Source organism: Pedococcus cremeus, assembly GCF_900111375.1.
Classification (GTDB): Bacteria; Actinomycetota; Actinomycetes; order Actinomycetales; family Dermatophilaceae; genus Pedococcus_A; species Pedococcus_A cremeus.
Genome location: NZ_FOHB01000001.1, coordinates 540,035 through 554,624, shown reverse-complemented (window position 1 = coordinate 554,624; position 14,590 = coordinate 540,035). Strand labels below are relative to the sequence as shown.

The window sequence follows — 14,590 nt, the reverse complement described above, 5'->3', positions numbered from 1 at the left end:
GTCTGCCCACAGGCTAACCAGCCTGCGTAGCGGTTCCTTCCCCGGACACCTTCGGGAAGTAGCCCAGTCCGCGCCAGGCCAACGTGCCGACGAGCCGGGCGGCCTCGGCCTGCGGGATGGCCGGGCCCTGGGCGAGCCAGTGGCGCGCGCTGACCTGGGCGAGCCCGGTGAGGGCCATGCCGAGCAGGGAGGCCTCGGCCTCGGGCATGTCGGTGTCCTCGGCGATGACCTCGGCGACGGCCTCGGCGCAGATCAGCCCGATGGTGTCGAGGCGGTTGCGCACGGCCGACTCGTTGGTGAGGTCGGACTCGAAGATGAGGCGGAACGCCGCGCCGTCGCGGGAGACGAAGTCGAAGTACGCCGCAATGGCGGCGTAGACGCGTTCCTTGTTGTCGGTGGTCGACGCCAACGCCTCGCGCACCAGGCCCTCGAGGATGTCGGTGTGGCTGTCGAGCAGTGCGAGGTAGAGCTCGAGCTTGCCCGGGAAGTGCTGGTAGAGAACGGGTTTGGAGACGCCGGCGCGCTCGGCGATGTCGTCCATCGCCGCGGCGTGGTAGCCGTTCTCGACGAAGGCGGCCTGCGCGGCGTCGAGGAGCTGCGCCCGGCGGGCCGAGCGGGGGAGCCGCTGCCCTCGGGTGGCGTCGGGTCGCGAGTCTGCGCTGATCGACATGGGTGCCTCTCTCCTGCTCTCCTCGGCGTGTGGGGCCATGGTACGGGTGGGTAACCTCGGTCACATGACCATCCCACCGCTGGTCGACCCGGCGCCGGACCTCACCACCGAGGAGCGGGCCCGCTACGCGCGGCACATCCTGCTGCCCGACATCGGTGCGGAGGGGCAGCGGCGGCTCAAGAACGCCCGCGTGCTCGTCGTCGGCGCGGGTGGGCTCGGGTCGCCGGCGCTGCTCTACCTCGCCGCAGCCGGTGTGGGCACGATCGGGGTCGTCGATGACGACGTGGTCGACGCCTCCAACCTGCAGCGGCAGGTCGTGCACGGCACCGGCGACGTCGGGCGGCCGAAGACGGAGTCGGCCGCCGAGACGGTGGCCTCGGTCAACCCGCTCGTGCATGTCGTGCGCCACGACCTGCGGCTCGACTCGTCCAACGCGCTCGACGTCATCCGCGACTACGACGTCGTGCTCGACGGCACCGACAACTTCCCGACGCGCTACCTCGTCAACGACGCCTGCGTCCTCCTCGGCAAGCCGCACGTGTGGGGTTCGATCTACCGGTTCGACGGCCAGGTCAGCGTGTGGTTCGCCGGGCACGGCCCCTGCTACCGCTGCGTGTTCACCGAGCCCCCGCCGCCCGGTTCGGTGCCGTCGTGCGCCACCGGCGGGGTGCTGGGGGTGCTGTGCGCGGCGATCGGCTCGGTGCAGGTGGCCGAGACGATCAAGCTCATTGTCGGACAAGGGGATCCGCTCGTTGGCCGCCTGCTCGTCCACGACTCGCTGCGCCAGTCGTGGGACACCCTGCGCATCGCGCGCAACCCGGCGTGCCCGCTCTGCGGCGACCACCCCACCATCACCGAGCTGGTCGACTACGAGGCCTTCTGCGGGCTCACGGACACAGCGACCGACGGTGTGCCGGGCACGGAGTCAGCGGCTGGCGTCGCCGGGGCGCAGGCCGGCTTCGGGGAGGTGTCGGCGCAGCAGCTGGCCGACATGCTCGACGCCCGGGAGAGGGGCGAACGGGCCTTCGAGCTGGTCGACGTGCGCGACGACGGGGAGCTGCAGGTGGTCTCGGTCCCTGGTGCCCGCGCCATCCACCTCGAGGAGTTCCGTGCCGGCACCGCGCTCGGGAAGCTGCCCGACGGCATACCGGTCGTGGTCATGTGCAAGTCCGGCGTCCGCTCGGCGGAGGCGGCGGGCCTGCTCGCGCGGGCGGGACGCTCGGACGTGCACAACCTCACCGGTGGCGTGCTGGCCTGGGTGCGCGACGTGGACCCCAGCCTGCCCGTCTACTGACGAGCACGGCAGGCTGCAGCCATGGTGACCACGGTCCGCGACTTCGGTGCGCCCAGCGAGTTCGCCGACGACGTGCTCGACGTCGTCGACCAGATCCCCGAGGGCATGGTGATGACGTACGGCGACATCGCCGAGCTTCTCGGCCGCGGCGGAGCACGAGGGGTCGGCAACGTCATGGCGCGCTACGGCTCTGACGTGCCGTGGTGGCGGGTGGTCCGCGCCGGTGGCGGGTTCCCGCAGGGGCTCGAGGACGAGGCGCTCGCGCACTACCGCGAGGAGGGCACCCCGCTGGTGGGCGGGACCCTGACCGGTCGCCGGATCGACCTCTCCCGTGCCCGCTGGGCGGGACCCGTACGCACCGGTTGACGGACGCGCCGCTGACGGACGCGCCGCTGACGGACGCGGCCACTGACCGATGGGCAGCGCGTCCGGCCCCGGTCGGGCGCTCGGATCCCGCCGGGCGAGCCGCCGCGACGCCGTGTCGGGGGCAGGTGATGGAATCTGGGGCGTGCTGACGCTGCGCCGCTCCCCGGGCCTCGCCGTCGACGCCCCCCGGCTCGACGCGCAGCAGCGTGCTGCCGTCGAGCACCGCGGCCGGGTGCTGCGCGTGCTCGGGGCGTCGGGCACCGGCAAGAGCACCGTGGCGGTGGAGGTGGTCGTCGACCGCGTGCTCCGTGGCGAGGCCGAGCCCGACCAGTGCCTGCTGCTGACCTCCTCGCGGCTGGCTGCCGCCGCGCTGCGCGAGCGGGTCACCGCCCGGCTGGCCCGCACCTCCACCGAGCCGCTGGCCCGCACCCACCAGTCCTTCGGCTTCGGCATCCTGCGCCAGGCGGCCGCGCTGCGCGGCGACCCGACACCACGGTTGCTCAGCGGCCCGGAGCAGGACGTCATCCTGCGCGACCTGCTCGAGGGCCACCGGCGGGGCGACAGCCCCGGGCCCGACTGGCCCGAGCGGGTCCACGAGGCGCTCACCACCCGCGGGTTCCGCGCCGAGCTGCGCGACCTGCTCATGCGGGCGGTCGAGCACGGCCTCGAGGCGGCCGACCTGGCCGCCCTGGGGCGTGCGAACGGACGCGACGAGTGGGTGGCGGCCGCGCAGGTGCTCGCCGAGTACGACGAGGTGACCGCCCTCTCCGCGCCGGGCGCCTACGACCCGGCCTGGATCCTCGGTGCCGCGGCCGACCTGCTCGAGGACGACGCCGAGGCTTTCGACCGGGTGTGCTCCTCCCTGCGCCTCGTCGTCGTCGACGACGCCCAGGAGATGACGGCTGCCGCGGCGCGGCTGCTCGAGGTCGTGGCCGGCCGGGCGACGGACGTGGTCCTGCTCGGCGACCCCGACAGCGCGGTGCAGACGTTCCGGGGCGCCGACCCCCGCTACCTCGCGGGCGGGTGGACCGCCCTCGGCGACGGGCCCACGGTGGTGCTGCCCACGGCATACCGGCTGCCCTCCGCGGTGGCGCGGGCCGCCGCTGCGGTGGCCCCCAAGATCGGCGCGCTCGGCGGCGGCCAGCAGCGCGAGGCCACCCCCAAGGCGGCCGGCGGCCGGGTCGACGTGCACCTGCTGCGGGCGGTGTCGCAGGAGGCGACCCTGGTGGCCGCGGAGCTGCGCGAGGCGCACCTGCGCGGTGGTATGCCGTGGTCGGACATGGCGGTCATCGTGCGCGGGCAGGGACGCACCGCGACCCTGCGGCGCGTGCTCATGGCGTCGGGGGTGCCCGTGGCCGGCTCGGCGACGGACCTCCCGGTGCGCGACGAGGTGGCCGTGCGGCCCCTGCTCGCGCTGCTGCGGGTGGTGCTGGACCTCGCCCGCGGTGAGGCCGAGGGTGTGGACCCGCAGGTCGCCGTCGACACCCTCCTGTCGCCGATCGGCGGCGCCGACGCCGTGGCGCTGCGCCGCCTGCGCCGGGCCTTGCGGCGCGAGGAGCTCGCGGGCGGTGGTGGCCGCACCAGCGACGAGCTGCTCGCCGAGGCGCTCGTGCACCCCGACCGGCTCGCGACCCTGGGCGCCGAGGCGTTCCCGGCGCGCCGGGTGGCCCGCACGATCGCGGCCGGGGTCGAGGCGGCCCGCGTGCGCGACGACGGCGGCGTGGTGCGCTGGGAGACCGGCGTCAGTGCCGAGTCGGTGCTGTGGGCGATGTGGGCGGCCACCGGCCTGGCGAACGCCTGGCAGCAGACCGCCCTCGGTGGCGGGCCCGGCGCCCAGCGTGCCGACCGTGACCTCGACGCCGTGGTGGGCCTGTTCGACGCGGCGGCCAAGTTCGCCGACCGGCTGCCGCAGGCCGGACCCGAGGAGTTCCTCACCCACGTCCAGAGCCAGGACATCCCCGGCGACACCCTGGTCGCCCGCTCACCGGTCGGGGAGAGCGTCACGCTCATCACCCCGCAGGCCGCGGCCGGGCGGGAGTGGCGCTTCGTCGTCGTGGCGGGCGTGCAGGAGGGCGTGTGGCCCGACCTGCGGCTGCGCGGCTCCCTGCTCGGGTCGGAGCAGCTCGTCGACGTCGTGACCGGCCGCAGCGGATCGTTCCGCGGCGCCCAGGCGGCGGTGCGCTACGACGAGACGCGGCTCTTCCTGGTGGCGCTGACCCGGGCCAGGGAGCGGGTGCTCGTCACCGCGGTGCGCAGCGACGACGAGCAGCCGTCGGTCTACCTCGACCTTGTCGACCCGCTGCCCGACGACAGCGACGGGCTGCGGGCCTTCACCGAGGTGCGCCGCGCGATGACGCTGTCGACCCTGGTGGCCCAGCTGCGGCGCGAGCTGCTCGACGAGGACGACGACGCCCGAGCGGTGGCGGTGGGGGCGCTGGCCCGCCTCGCCGCCGAGGGGGTGCCGGGCGCCGACCCGGCCTCGTGGTGGGCGCTGCGCGACCTCAGCGACGACCGCCCGCTGCGCGGCCCCGACGAGCCGGTGCGGGTGTCGCCGTCGAAGGTGGAGTCCTTCGGCCAGTGCGGCCTGCGCTGGCTGTTCAGCGCCTGCGGCGGCGACGGGCCGTCCGTCGGCGCCGCCAGCATCGGCACCCTGGTGCACGACATCGCCTCCGACCTCGGTGACGTCGACGAGGACCGGATGCGGGCGGAGGTCGACGCGCGGTGGGGCCGGCTCGGGCTGCCCGCCGGCTGGGCCTCGGACCGCAAGCGCCTCGAGGCCCACGCCATGGTCGGCCGGCTGGCGCGCTACTTCGAGCGGGCCGAGCGCGAGGGCTGGCAGCGCCTGGGCGCCGAGATCGACATGACGGTCACCCTCGGCCGGGCGGTGGTCAGCGGGCGCGTCGACCGGCTGGAGCGGCTGCCTGACGGCTCGCTGCGGGTCATCGACTACAAGACCGGCTCGGCCAAGCCTCGCGAGGACGACCTGCCGACGCACCCGCAGCTCGGTGCCTACCAGGTGGCGGTCGACGGCGGCGCGTTCGGCGAGCACGGCACCGCCTCGGGGGGCGCGGCCCTGCTGCAGGTCGGCAAGGCCGCCAACAAGCGCGACATCACGCTGCAGCAGCAGGCGCCGCTGCACACCCACGACGACCCGCAGTGGGCCCACCGGCTCATCACCGAGACCGCCGACGGCATGGCCGGGGCGACGTTCACCGCCACCGTCGGCTCGTGGTGCGAGCAGTGCGCGGTGCGCTCGAGCTGCCCCGCCCAGCCCGAGGGGAAGACGCTGTGACGACCCAGACCGACCCCAGCACCCGAGCAGTCGCCGGCTCCAGCTCCGGCTCCATGGAGGCGCTGGCCTACAGCGCCGACGAGATCGCCGAGGCCCTCGAGATGCACCGGCCCACCGACGAGCAGCGGGCCGTCATCGAGGCACCCCTCGCGCCGTTGCTCGTCGTCGCCGGCGCCGGCTCCGGCAAGACCGAGACGATGGCCTCCCGCGTCGTCTGGCTCGTCGCCAACGGGCTCGTCGACCCCGACCAGGTGCTCGGCCTCACCTTCACGCGCAAGGCGGCCACCGAGCTCGCCGAGCGCATCACCCAGCGGCTGCGCCGCCTCCAGCGCGCCGGCCTGTGGACCCCCGCCGATGACGAGGACGACGCCGAGACCCTCGGCGGCACCCCCACCGTCTCCACCTACCACTCGTATGCCGGTCGGCTGGTGCGCGAGCACGCGCCGCGGCTCGGCTACGAGTCCGAGTCGCGGCTGCTCTCGGAGGCGGCCGCGTGGCAGTACGCCGCCGAGGTGGTCGCCTCCTACGACGGGCCCATGGACGCCGTCACCAAGGCCGAGAGCACCATCACGGCGGCCGTCGTCGACCTCGCCGGCGAGATGGCCGAGCACCTGCTGACCCCGCGCGACGTGGGGGAGTACCTCGCGAGGGTGGACGCGGCCCTGGCCTCCCTGCCGAAGGGGGCCAGCCGAGCCAAGGACCTGCCGAAGGAGACCAAGGCCGCTCGCGACGCCCTGCGCGAGCGGGCCGCCGTGCTGCCGATGGTGGAGCGCTACCTGCGCCTGAAGCGGGAACGCGACGCCATGGACTTCGCCGACCAGATGGCGCTCGCAGCCCGACTGGCCACGCGGTTCGACGACATCGGCGCCATCGAGCGCCAGCGGTTCAGGGCCGTGCTGCTCGACGAGTTCCAGGACACCTCCGAGGCCCAGCTCGAGCTGCTGCGTGCGCTGTTCGTCGCGCCGGGGGAGCCGGTGCCCGTGACCGCGGTCGGCGACCCCAACCAGTCGATCTACGGGTGGCGTGGGGCCAGTGCCACCACGCTCAGCCGGTTCCCGCGGGCCTTCCGCGAGGGCGACCACGACGCCATCCAGCTGCCGCTGTCGACGAGCTGGCGCAACCACCGAGCGATCCTGACCGTCGCCAACCACGTCGCCGCACCGCTGCGCGAGGCCGCGCGGGTGCCGGTGGCCGAGCTGCGCCCCTCGCCCGCGGCCGGGCCCGGCCGGGTGGCGGTCGCCCGGCTCCTCACCGTCGAGGACGAGGCGGCCCACGTCGCCGAGTGGATCGCCGGGAAGCGGGCAACCAGCGCCACCACGGCGGCGGTGCTCTGTCGCAAGCGGTCGCAGTTCGCGCCGGTGATCGACGCCCTCGAGAGCCGCGACATCCCCTACGAGGTGGTGGGGCTCGGCGGCCTGCTGCTCACCCCGGAGGTCGAGGACATCGTCTCCCTGCTCCACGTGGTGCAGGACCCGACCCGCGGCGACCACCTGATGCGCCTGCTCACCGGGCCGCTGTGCCGGCTCGGCGCGGCTGACCTCGACGGCCTGATGGCCTGGGCGCGGCACCAGCAGCGGGTCCGCAGCGGGCTGCTGCCCGCGGCCGGCGCCGACGGTGCGCGCGGTGCTGGAGCGGGCACTCCGGACGCTGCTGCGGGGGATGCCGCCGGTGCGCCGGGCGCCGCGGCCGGCCTCGATGACGAGACGGCTCCCGCCGACCCCTCCGGCGTGCGCGAGCAGGCGCCGGACGCCGTCGACCAGCCCAGCATCGTCGAGGCCGTCGACGACCTGCCCCGGCCGGGCTGGCGCAGCCACACCGGGCAGTGGGTCAGCGACGCGGCCCTGGCCCGGCTCACCGCCCTGCAGCAGGTCATCCGCCGGCTGCGCTCGCTCACCGCGCTGCCGCTGGCCGACCTCGTGGGCGAGGCCGAGCGCGCCCTCGGCCTCGACATCGAGGTGCTCTCGCGTCCGGGGTACAGCCCCGCGGCGGCCCGGGCCCACCTCGACGCCTTCGCCGACGTCGCGGCCGGCTTCACGGCCAGCGCCGACCGGCCCAACCTCGGGGGCTTCCTCAGCTGGCTCGAGGCCGCCCTCAAGGAGGAGCGCGGGCTCGACAAGGGCTACATCGAGGCCTCGCCCGACGCCGTGCAGATCCTGACCGTCCATGCGGCCAAGGGCTTGGAGTGGGATGCCGTGGCGGTGCCAGGGCTGGTCGAGGGCTCCTTCCCGGCGCTCAACTACGCCAGGTCGACGCATGACGGCACCGACTGGGTCGTGGCCGAGCCCAAGGACCGCGGCTGGTGCGGTGGGCTCTCGGGCGTCCCCTACGACCTGCGCGGCGACCGCGACGGGCTGCCCGTGTGGGAGTGGCGCAGCGCCGAGGACTGGTCCGACGTCGAGGCCAAGACCAGCGCCTTCATCCGGGCTGGTGGCGAGCACGGCGTGGTGGAGGAGCGCCGGCTCGCCTACGTCGCCTTCACCCGGGCCCGCGGCGACATGCTGCTGACCGCGCCCGTGTGGGCCGGCCCCGGCACCCCGCGCGTCCCCTCACGCTTCCTCACGGAGGTCGCCGAGGCACCGTACCTGCCCGTCGAGCGGCAGGTGTGGGTCGACCTGCCCGACCCGGACCAGCCCGACACGTGCCAGAACCCCCGCGACGCGGAGGCACTGTCGGTGCAGTGGCCGGCGACCCACGACCGGGCGGAGGCGCTCCTGCGGGCCGGGGCCGCGGTCCGGGCGGCGGTGGAGGCCACCGCACCCGTCGCCCAGCGGCGGCTGGGCATCGACGGCCAGGCGCCCCTGCCGATCCCCGGCGAGGAGGTGCCGATCCTCGAGGAGCTCGAGCTGCTGCTCGCCGAGCGGGCCCGCCTGGCCGAGCGCCGCGCCCAGGAGGTGGCGGTGCCCCGGCACCTGTCGACGTCGTCGCTCGTGGCGCTCGCGCAGGACCCGGACGCGTTCGCCACGTCGCTGCGCCGGCCGATGCCCGAGCCCCCGGCGCTGGCCGCCCGCAGAGGCACCGCCTTCCACGCCTGGGTCGAGCAGCACTACGCCCGGGCCGCCATCGTCGACCTGCTCGACCTGCCCGGCAGCGCCGACGAGGATCCCGCCGACGACGCCGCGCTGCCGGCCATGAAGGAGCACTTCCTGGCCAGCGAGTGGGCCGCCCGCACGCCGGTGGAGATCGAGATCGCCGTGGAAACCGTCATCGACGGCATGGCCGTCCGCGGTCGCATCGACGCCGTGTTCCGGCGCGCCGACGGCGGCTTCACCGTCGTCGACTGGAAGACGGGGTCCAAGCCGACCGGTGAGGCGGCGCGCACGCGGGCGCTGCAGCTGGCGGCATACCGGGTGGCCTTCGCGCGCCTGCGCGGGCTGGACGTCGAGCAGGTCGACGCGGCGTTCTACTACGCCGTCACGGGCGAGACGGTCTGGCCGGACCTGCCGGACGCGGACGGCCTGGCCGTGGTGCTGCGCCGGATCGAGGGGTGAGGCGGGCCGGTCAGCGGCGCACGTCGTAGCCGGGCTCGAACTCCGGACCCGGGTCCTCCAGGCCGTCGTGCTCCTCGAACTCCACCTCGGCGCGCCGGGTGGGGATGGGGGCCGTGTCGTCGTGGCGGGCCTCGGGTGCCTGGGCGGCAGGAGCGTCGTCCGGCGGCGGGTCGTGCTCGACGGTGGGTGCGGCCTCCTCCTGCGGCTCGTGCTCGACGGCGAGTGCTACCTCCTCCTGCGGCTCGTCGTCGGGCTCCGCAGTCACAACCTCATCCGGAGCGGTCTTGGCGAACATCAGGGCGACGTCGTGGTCCTCGTCGGAGTCGTGGTCGTCGTCCGCCATGTGCGGCGGCACCAGCAGCGGACCGGTGCGAGCCGGACGGACATCCTCGTCGTGCCGGTAGTCGTTGGCCGCCTCCTCCTCGGCGTGGATCCGGTCGTCGAGCCGGCGCAGTGCGGCCGCCTGCCGCTCGACCAGTCTCCGGTCGTCGGACGACACCGCGGCCATCAGGTCGGTGACCAGGCGCATCTCGGCCGCGAGGCGGGCCCGCTGCTCGAGGTGCTTGTCGGGCCGCTCGACCCGCGCGTGGGCGTAGGCCTCCAGCACCGTCTCGAACGCCTCGGGCGGGGTCTCCCGGACCAGGGCGGCGAAGTCGTCGGCGGGGTCGGCGACCTTGGCGTCCTCCCAGCCCGTCAGGGCGCGGACCCGGCCGGTGCCGGCGTCCTCCTCGTCGTCGAAGACCGCGAGCACCTGGTCTCCGGTGAGGTCGCCGTGGGTGGGGGTGGGGGCGAAGCGCCACAGCGAGACGTCCTCCAGCATCCGCTCCCAGCGTGACAAGAGGGCGGTCGGCACGTGGCCGGTGGCCGCGGCCCGGTCGAGCTCGGCGAGCCGCCGGGTGCGGTAGGTGTCGGGGTCGTAGGCCGGCAGCCCCGCCTCGTCGAAGATCTGGAGGTCGGCGTTGTGCAGGTGCGCGATCGTCCGGCCCAGCTCGGCGGCCAGGCCCGGGCCGGGAGGCAGCGCCTCGAAGCGGACGTTCTGCCCCGGCAGGTACGGGTAGACGGCGGCTCGGCCACCCTCCTTCAGCGCGGCGAAGCCCTTGGGCGTGGGCACCGCGAAGGGCAGCCGCCGGGAGAGCAGGCCGAGCAGCGCCACCGTGACGTCCATCTGGGCCCCGGCCGCCTGGGTGCGCGGCGCCCGGACCACCCACCGGCGGTGCTGGGTGTCCTGCACGAACGCCACGTCGAAGAGCTGGCCCTCCTCGCTGGGCAGGGCTTCGACGCTGGCCGGGTCGAGGCCGGGCACAGCAGCACTGGCCAGGGCGGCGAGGTACAGGGGGCTGCGGTCCACGCGCCCCACCGTATGCCGAGGGCGCGGCCTAGGGTTGCACCTGTGGGCCGACCCCCCGAAAGTCTCAGGAATCTCTCCCTCTCCCGCACCGCGCTCGACCGCGCGGCGCACCGGCGTGCCGACCCCGGCCTGCTCGACCAGCTGTTCTCCGACCCGGCGACGCGCGTCCTCGCGGTCGTCGACGGCTCGGCCGAGGTGCTGCAGCAGGACGGGCACCCGGCGCTCGCGCTGAGGAGCCCGCTGCCGACGGACCGGACCGCCCTGGCGGTCTTCCTCGGCGAGGACGGCGACGGCACGGCATACGTCGCGGTCGACGAGACCGCCGCCGACAGCGCCGACGCCCGCGACCTGCGCACCCTGCGCCAGGTGGGGGTGGAGCTCGACGACCGCGACGCCGGGGTGATGACCACGGCGCTGGGCCTGCTCAACTGGCACCGCGCCCACGGGCACTGCCCGCGCTGCGGCACGGCGACGCAGCCGCAGCAGGGCGGGTGGATCCGCCGCTGCCCGGCGGACGGCAGCGAGCACTACCCGCGCACCGACCCGGCCGTCATCATGGCGGTGGTCGACGACGACGGCCGGCTGCTGCTGGCCCGCGGCCCGCAGTGGGCGGAGCGGCGCTACTCGGTGCTGGCGGGGTTCGTGGAGCCGGGGGAGAGCCTCGAGGCCGCGGTCGCCCGCGAGGTGCGCGAGGAGGTGGGGGTCCGCGTGACGGATGTGCGCTTCCTGGGTAACCAGCCGTGGCCGTTCCCGTCGTCGCTGATGCTCGGGTTCACGGCTCGGGCGCTCGACACCGAGCTGGTGCTCCAGGACGGTGAGATCGCCGAGGCACGCTGGGTCACCCGCGAGGAGCTCCTCGGCGAGCTGGCGGCCGGCACGACGGGCATCCCGCCCCGGCTGTCCATCGCGCGGAGCCTCATCGAGCACTGGCTGGGCCAGGCGCCGCCGGTGCCCTGAGGGCCACCGGTCAGGCACGGCTGTGCCCCGGCCAGGGGCCGGGGCACAGGGAGCCGGTGGGCGTGGTGCTCAGGCGAGGCGGGCCTTGACCTCGTTGATCGAGGGGTTGGTGGCCGCCGAGCCGTCGGGGAAGAGCAGGGTCGGGACGGTCTGGTTGCCGCCGTTGACCTTCATGACGAACTCCGCGCTCTGCGGGTGCTCCTCGATGTTCACCTCGGTGTAGTTGATGCCCTCACGGCCCATCTGCGCCTTGAGCCGGACGCAGTAGCCGCACCAGGAGGTGGTGAACATGGTGACGGTGCCGGGGGCGGGTGCCTCGATGGTCATGGATCTGCTCTCGTTGAGGGGTCAATTACCTGGTGTTCAACGACGCAATCCTCCCAAAACTTCCCGACCACCCCTCCCGCGCCCCGGCCCCGCCCGGGTGATGATGGCGCCATGCCCCTGCGCGACGACCTCCTCGCCCTCGCCGGCTCCCGCAACCTCGGCGCCCTCGTGACGCTCAAGCGCGACGGCCGGCCCCAGCTCTCCAACGTCAACTACACCCTCGCCACCGACCCGGACGCCGGCACCGCGGTCGTGCGCGTCTCGGTGACCGACGGGCGCGCGAAGGTGGCGAACCTGCGGCGCGACCCGCGGGCCTCGCTGATGGTCGGCTCGCCCGACGGGTGGTCGTATGCCGTGCTGGAGGGCAAGGCGGAGCTCTCGCCGGTGGCAGCGCGCGAGGACGACGCCACCGTCGAGGAGCTGGTCGAGGTCTACCGCGCCGTGCGCGGTGAGGACCACCCCGACTGGGACGACTACCGGCGCGCCATGGTGGCCGACCACCGGCTCGTGCTGCGCCTGCACGTGGAGCACGCCTACGGCCTCGTGCAGTGAGGTCCGTGCAGTGAGGCTCGCGCAGTGAGGCTCGTGCAGTGAGGCCGTGCCGGGCCGTCGGCGGGTCGTGACAGGATCGCCGGTGATGTCACAGCCAGCCCAGCCCAGCCCCGCCCTGCCCGCGCACCCGTCCGCCGACGCAGTGCTCGCCGCGCTCGACCCGGAGCAGCGCGAGGTGGCAGCCAGCCCGCTCGGGCCGATGTGCGTGCTCGCCGGTGCCGGCACCGGCAAGACGCGGGCCATCACCCACCGCATCGCCTACGGCGTCCTCTCCGGCGCCTACCAGCCCCAACGCGTGCTGGCCGTGACCTTCACCGCCCGCGCCGCCGGGGAGATGCGCACCCGCCTGCGCGACCTCGGCGTCGGCGGTGTGCAGGCCCGCACGTTCCACGCCGCGGCACTGCGCCAGCTCCACTACTTCTGGCCCCAGGCGATCGGCGGCGCGGCTCCCGAGGTGATGAGCCACAAGGCGCCCGCCGTCGCGCAGGCCGCCGCCTCGCTGCGCCTGCAGTTCGACCGCACCGGCATCCGTGACCTCGCCGCCGAGGTGGAGTGGGCCAAGGTCAACATGCTCACCCCCGAGACGTATGCCGCGGCGGCCACCGCCGCGCGCAGGGAGCCGCCCGGCATCGACCCCACCGGGATGGCGCGGTTGCTCGAGGTCTATGAGGAGGTCAAGGCTGACCGCGGGGTCATCGACTTCGAGGACGTCCTGCTGGTCACGGTCGGCATCCTGGCCGAGCACGACGACATCGCCCGCACGGTGCGACAGCAGTACCGCCACTTCGTCGTCGACGAGTACCAGGACGTCAACACCCTTCAGCAGCGCCTGCTCGACCTGTGGGTGGGGGAGCGCGACGACCTCTGCGTCGTCGGTGACCCGGCCCAGACCATCTACTCCTTCACCGGGGCCAGCCCGCGTCACCTGCTGGGCTTCACGAAGAAGCACCCGAAGTCGCGCGTCGTGCGGCTGGTGCGCAACTACCGCTCGACCCCGCAGATCGTCTCGCTCGCCAACCTCGTCGTGCGCGGCCCCAGCGGCCAGGCCCGCAGCCACAGCGTCCAGCTCGAGGCGCAGGGAGCGGCCGGGCCCCAGCCGGTGCTCACGGCCCACCCGGACGACCCGTCGGAGGCGGCGGCCATCGCCGCGGAGATCGCGGAGCGGGTCGCCGCCGGGACCTCACCGGCCGACATGGCGATCCTCTTCCGCACCAACGGCCAGTCGGAGGCTTTCGAGTCGGCCCTCGCCGAACGGGACATCCCCTACCTCGTCCGCGGCGGCGAACGGTTCTTCTCCCGCAAGGAGGTGCGCGACGCCATCCTGCTGATGCGGGGTGCGGCCCGGTCCGACGACGCCAGCAAGCCGTTGCCCGAGCTGGTGCGCGACGTGCTCGTCGGCGCCGGCTGGACGCGCGAGGCGCCGAGCAGCGGCGGGGCGGCCCGTGAGCGCTGGGAGTCGCTGGCGGCGCTGGCCGCCCTGTCCGACGACCTGGTCGCCACCCACCCGGAGGCGCGGCTGCCCCAATTCGTGCGCGAGCTCGACGAGCGGGCCTCGGCCCAGCACGCGCCCACGGTGCAGGGCGTCACCCTCGCCTCCCTGCACGCGGCCAAGGGCCTGGAGTGGGACACCGTCTTCCTGGCCGGCTGCTCCGACGGCTTCCTGCCCATCACGATGGCGGACACCGCCGAGGCGATCGAGGAGGAGCGGCGCCTGATGTACGTCGGCATGACGCGCGCCCGGCGCGAGCTGCGCCTCTCGTGGTCCGGTGCCCGCACCCCCGGCGCCCGCGCGACCCGGCGGCCGTCACGCTTCCTCGACGGCACGACCAGCATCCTCGGCGACGGTGCCCGGGCCCAGCGCAAGTCCACCCGCACGGTCGGGGGCGGTGGCCGGAACAGCCTGAAGCCGTCGCTGCCGGCGAAGTGCCGCGGCTGCGGCGCCGAGCTGACCACGGCCGCCCAGCGCAAGACCGGCCGGTGCGACGAGTGCCCGCCGAGCTACAACGAGGCAACCTTCGAGCGGCTGCGCGAGTGGCGGCTGGCCACGGCCCGGGCCGCCAGCGTGCCGGCCTTCGTCGTCTTCACCGACGCGACGCTCACCGCCATCGCCGAGGCGGAGCCGACCAGCGAGTCCGATCTGTCCCGGATCTCCGGTGTGGGCGCCCGCAAGCTCGGGCTCTACGGCGCGCAGGTGCTGGCCGTCCTCGGCGGCACCGACGTCGCGGAGGTCGTGGCCGGCGCTGCTGACGGTGATGCTGAAACGGCCTCTGCCACAACGGAATTGGTCGACTGACGA

At 74.7% G+C, this 14,590-nt stretch carries 10 protein-coding genes; 7 read left to right on the top strand and 3 right to left on the bottom strand.

Translation table 11 applies throughout. The features are described from left to right. Window positions 1-13: 13 nt before the first annotated feature. Window positions 14-670 (bottom strand): TetR/AcrR family transcriptional regulator, encoded by a 657-nt coding sequence (locus BMW78_RS02565; RefSeq protein WP_091756040.1) that lies wholly within the window; start codon window positions 668-670, stop codon window positions 14-16. 64 nt (window positions 671-734) lie between these two features. Here BMW78_RS02565 and moeB point away from each other — a divergent pair, with 64 nt between their 5' ends. The 4 genes from moeB to BMW78_RS02545 all read left to right on the top strand — a co-directional run bounded on the left by moeB (window position 735) and on the right by BMW78_RS02545 (window position 9,110). Further along, the gene (moeB, locus tag BMW78_RS02560; protein ID WP_091756038.1) at window positions 735-1,964 is read left to right on the top strand and encodes a molybdopterin-synthase adenylyltransferase MoeB; all 1,230 of its coding nucleotides are present in this window, start codon (window positions 735-737) and stop codon (window positions 1,962-1,964) included. 21 nt (window positions 1,965-1,985) lie between these two features. Next, window positions 1,986-2,330, top strand: a complete 345-nt coding sequence (locus BMW78_RS02555; protein ID WP_091756036.1) for an MGMT family protein — start codon at window positions 1,986-1,988, stop codon at window positions 2,328-2,330. Window positions 2,331-2,472: 142 nt separating this feature from the next. Then, window positions 2,473-5,622 carry an ATP-dependent helicase gene (locus tag BMW78_RS02550; RefSeq protein WP_091756034.1) on the top strand — a complete coding sequence of 1,050 codons (3,150 nt, stop codon included), beginning with the start codon at window positions 2,473-2,475 and terminating at the stop codon, window positions 5,620-5,622. Then, window positions 5,619-9,110 carry an ATP-dependent helicase gene (locus BMW78_RS02545; RefSeq protein ID WP_342707691.1) on the top strand — a complete coding sequence of 1,164 codons (3,492 nt, stop codon included), beginning with the start codon at window positions 5,619-5,621 and terminating at the stop codon, window positions 9,108-9,110. Before BMW78_RS02550 ends, BMW78_RS02545 begins: the two co-directional genes overlap by 4 nt. A gap of 10 nt (window positions 9,111-9,120) precedes the next feature. On the opposite strand, the gene BMW78_RS02540 is transcribed toward BMW78_RS02545, so the two are convergent. After that, the gene (locus tag BMW78_RS02540) at window positions 9,121-10,458 is read right to left on the bottom strand and encodes a macrolide 2'-phosphotransferase (protein ID WP_091756032.1); all 1,338 of its coding nucleotides are present in this window, start codon (window positions 10,456-10,458) and stop codon (window positions 9,121-9,123) included. A gap of 42 nt (window positions 10,459-10,500) precedes the next feature. On the opposite strand from BMW78_RS02540, the gene nudC reads away from it, so the two are divergent. Then, window positions 10,501-11,415, top strand: a complete 915-nt coding sequence (gene nudC, locus BMW78_RS02535) for an NAD(+) diphosphatase (RefSeq protein WP_245735614.1) — start codon at window positions 10,501-10,503, stop codon at window positions 11,413-11,415. Between the two features lie 69 nt (window positions 11,416-11,484). Here nudC and BMW78_RS02530 read toward each other — a convergent pair whose 3' ends face one another. Next, complete coding sequence (locus tag BMW78_RS02530; RefSeq protein ID WP_091756028.1) at window positions 11,485-11,742, bottom strand: mycoredoxin; 258 nt, start codon at window positions 11,740-11,742, stop codon at window positions 11,485-11,487. Window positions 11,743-11,853: 111 nt separating this feature from the next. On the opposite strand from BMW78_RS02530, the gene BMW78_RS02525 reads away from it, so the two are divergent. Together BMW78_RS02525 and BMW78_RS02520 are read left to right on the top strand one after the other, a co-directional pair. After that, window positions 11,854-12,294 carry a PPOX class F420-dependent oxidoreductase gene (locus BMW78_RS02525; protein ID WP_091756026.1) on the top strand — a complete coding sequence of 147 codons (441 nt, stop codon included), beginning with the start codon at window positions 11,854-11,856 and terminating at the stop codon, window positions 12,292-12,294. An 85-nt stretch (window positions 12,295-12,379) separates the two neighbouring features. Continuing rightward, a complete protein-coding gene (locus tag BMW78_RS02520; protein ID WP_091756024.1) occupies window positions 12,380-14,587 on the top strand; it encodes an ATP-dependent DNA helicase UvrD2 in 2,208 nt (735 codons plus the stop codon). Window positions 14,588-14,590 lie beyond the last annotated feature (3 nt).

Excerpts from the sequence above, each read along its gene's own strand:
- BMW78_RS02565 (WP_091756040.1), bottom strand. The coding sequence starts at position 670 with ATGTCGATCAGCGCAGACTCGCGACCCGACGCCACCCGAGGGCAGCGG.
- BMW78_RS02525 (WP_091756026.1), top strand. The coding sequence starts at position 11,854 with ATGCCCCTGCGCGACGACCTCCTCGCCCTCGCCGGCTCCCGCAACCTC.
- BMW78_RS02555 (WP_091756036.1), top strand. The coding sequence starts at position 1,986 with ATGGTGACCACGGTCCGCGACTTCGGTGCGCCCAGCGAGTTCGCCGAC.
- BMW78_RS02520 (WP_091756024.1), top strand. The coding sequence starts at position 12,380 with ATGTCACAGCCAGCCCAGCCCAGCCCCGCCCTGCCCGCGCACCCGTCC.
- BMW78_RS02530 (WP_091756028.1), bottom strand. The coding sequence starts at position 11,742 with ATGACCATCGAGGCACCCGCCCCCGGCACCGTCACCATGTTCACCACC.
- moeB (WP_091756038.1), top strand. The coding sequence starts at position 735 with ATGACCATCCCACCGCTGGTCGACCCGGCGCCGGACCTCACCACCGAG.